This is a genomic window from Melaminivora alkalimesophila, from assembly GCF_000282995.1.
Classification (GTDB): Bacteria; Pseudomonadota; Gammaproteobacteria; order Burkholderiales; family Burkholderiaceae_C; genus Melaminivora; species Melaminivora alkalimesophila.
The window spans coordinates 1-2,292 of record NZ_ALEE01000522.1 but is presented as its reverse complement, the minus strand read 5'-3'; the positions used below and the strand labels follow the sequence as shown (position 1 = coordinate 2,292).

The window sequence follows — 2,292 nt, the reverse complement described above, 5'->3', positions numbered from 1 at the left end:
GCGGCCACGGCCTGGGCGAAGGCGCCCGCCATGGCCACCGGATCGCCCGAGCGCGCCACCGCCGTGTTGAGCAGCACGCCGTCGTAGCCCCACTCCATGACCTGGCAGGCATGCGAGGGCAGGCCCAGTCCGGCATCCACCAGCATCGGCACGTCCAGGCGCTCGCGCAGCAGCTGCAGCGCGTAGGGGTTGACCGGCCCGCGGCCGGTGCCGATGGGCGCCGCCCACGGCATGATCGCCTGGCAGCCGACGTCCACCAGGCGCTGGCACAGCACCAGGTCGTCGGTGCAGTAGGGCAGCACGTGAAAGCCCTCGCGGATCAGCTGGCCGGCAGCCTCCACCAGGTTCAGGGTGTCGGGCTGCAGCGTGTAGTCGTCGCCGATCACTTCCAGCTTGATCCAGGGGGTGCCGAAGACCTCGCGCGCCATGTGGGCGGTGGTCACGGCCTCCTCGACGCTGTAGCAGCCGGCGGTGTTGGGCAGCACCGGCACGCCTAGGCGCGCCAGCAGCTCCCAGAAGCCCTGGCCGGCATCGCCGGGCTGGGTCCCCTGGCGGCGCAGCGCGGCCGTGACCATCGCCGGCCGCGCCTGCCGCACCGCCGCCTCCAGCACGGCCGGAGAGGGATAGCGGGCGGTGCCCAGCAGCAGGCGGCTGGTGAATTCCTGGCCGTAGAGCACCAGCGGGTCCGGCGCCGCGGCAGCGGTGGGGGCGGGGAGGTCGTTCGGAGAAGGCATGGGGGTTTCGGGCATGGTTGTCTTGTCTATCCACCGGTGACGGGGGCGATGATCTCCACCTGGTCGCCGGGCTCCAGCCGGTGCGCGGCGTAGCGGGTGTTGGGGACGAACTGCAGGTTGACGGCCACCGCGAAGGGCGGGCGCGGCGCGAGGTGGGCGATGGCATCGGCCACGCTGGCGCCCTCGGGCAGTTCCACGGGCTCTTGGTTGATCAGGACGTGCATGCTGGGGCAGCCTCCTCCACACGAAGGTCGAAACGGCGGGCGAGCGGCGATTGTCCGGCCTCCAGCAGCTCCAGCACCACATCGAGCAGCGCCGGGGCGATCATGAAGCCGTGGCGGTACAGGCCGTTGACCTCCAGCACGCGGGGCCGCACGGCGCGCACCGCCGGCAGATTGTCGGGCAGGGTGGGGCGGCACTGCGTGCCCAGCTCCAGGATGCGCGCCTCGGCAAAGCCGGGGTGGACGGCGTACGCGGCGGACAGCAGCTCCAGCGTGGAGCGCACGCTCGCGGGCGAGAGGTCGTCGGATTCGATCTCGGTGGCGCCGATCACGAACACGTGGTCCTGCTTGGGCGCGATGTAGATCGGGTAGCGCGGGTGCACCAGCCGCGTGGGGCGCGCCAGCGCGACGCCCGGCGCATGCAGCCGCACCACCTCGCCGCGCACGCCGCGCAGCACGCGCCAGTCGGCGCGGGCGCCCAGGCCCCGGCAGTCGAGCAGCAGATCGGGCTGGCCCGGCGTGCCGGGCCGGAAATCCGCTGGCGTGCGCGCGCTGTGCCAATGGAGGCGCGCGCCCAGCTGCTCCAGACCCTGCAGCAGCGCGTCCAGCAGCTGGCGGTTGTCGAGCTGGCCTTCGCCCGGCAGGTACAGGCCCTGGTGGAAGCGCCCGGCCATGCCGGGATCGAGTTGCGCCAGACGCGCGCCGTCCACGGCCTCGGGGGCTGGCAGTTCGGGGATGGCGGCCTGCGTCTGCACCAGTTTCCGTGCGAGCCACGCGGCCTCGGACGCGTCCTGGCGGTGCCAGAGGATCAATGTCCCTTCCTGCTGGAAGTAGACCGGTGCCGGGAGCTGTGCGATCAGCCCGGGCCAGCGCGCGAGCGCGTGCTGGCCCATGCGCACCACGCCCGGCTCGGTCACGGCCGATTCGGCCAATGGCGCCAGCATGGCGGCGGCGACGCGCGCCGCGCTGCCTTCGGCCCGGGGTCCGGCAGCGTCATGCAGTTCGATGCGGTGGCCGCGCCGGGCGAGTTCCACGCCGAGCAGCCGGCCCATGAGGCCGGCGCCAAGGATGGTGATGGAAGCGGGAGAGGAGGGAGGGAGCGTGAGGGACATGGATGTCTGCCAGCGGGCCGGTCGGAACGAACGGGCGTGGCAACGCGCCTTGCGAAAACTCCCCACGCCAGCATGACCTGGTTCGGGTGCCTAAGGGTCTGATCTCAGCCGCCGTGCCCGGTCGCCCGTGACCGCGGCGGCACCCCCGTTTCGTCCGAAAGGGCCATTACAGCACAGGCCCTTCGCCCCTGTCGTTGACGTGGCGCAGGGCGCGGCGGCGCGGCC

Annotated in this window: 3 protein-coding genes; all 3 read right to left on the bottom strand. The window is 72.7% G+C overall.

From position 1 onward, the window contains the following. Window positions 1-734, bottom strand: a 734-nt coding sequence (locus A612_RS10180; protein WP_019374388.1) for a thiazole synthase, incomplete at its 3' end; no start/stop codon positions are given. A gap of 26 nt (window positions 735-760) precedes the next feature. Beyond that, window positions 761-958 (bottom strand): sulfur carrier protein ThiS, encoded by a 198-nt coding sequence (thiS, locus tag A612_RS10175; protein ID WP_019374387.1) that lies wholly within the window; start codon window positions 956-958, stop codon window positions 761-763. Then, window positions 946-2,067 (bottom strand): FAD-dependent oxidoreductase, encoded by a 1,122-nt coding sequence (locus A612_RS10170; RefSeq protein WP_040436573.1) that lies wholly within the window; start codon window positions 2,065-2,067, stop codon window positions 946-948. Before A612_RS10170 ends, thiS begins: the two co-directional genes overlap by 13 nt. Window positions 2,068-2,292 lie beyond the last annotated feature (225 nt).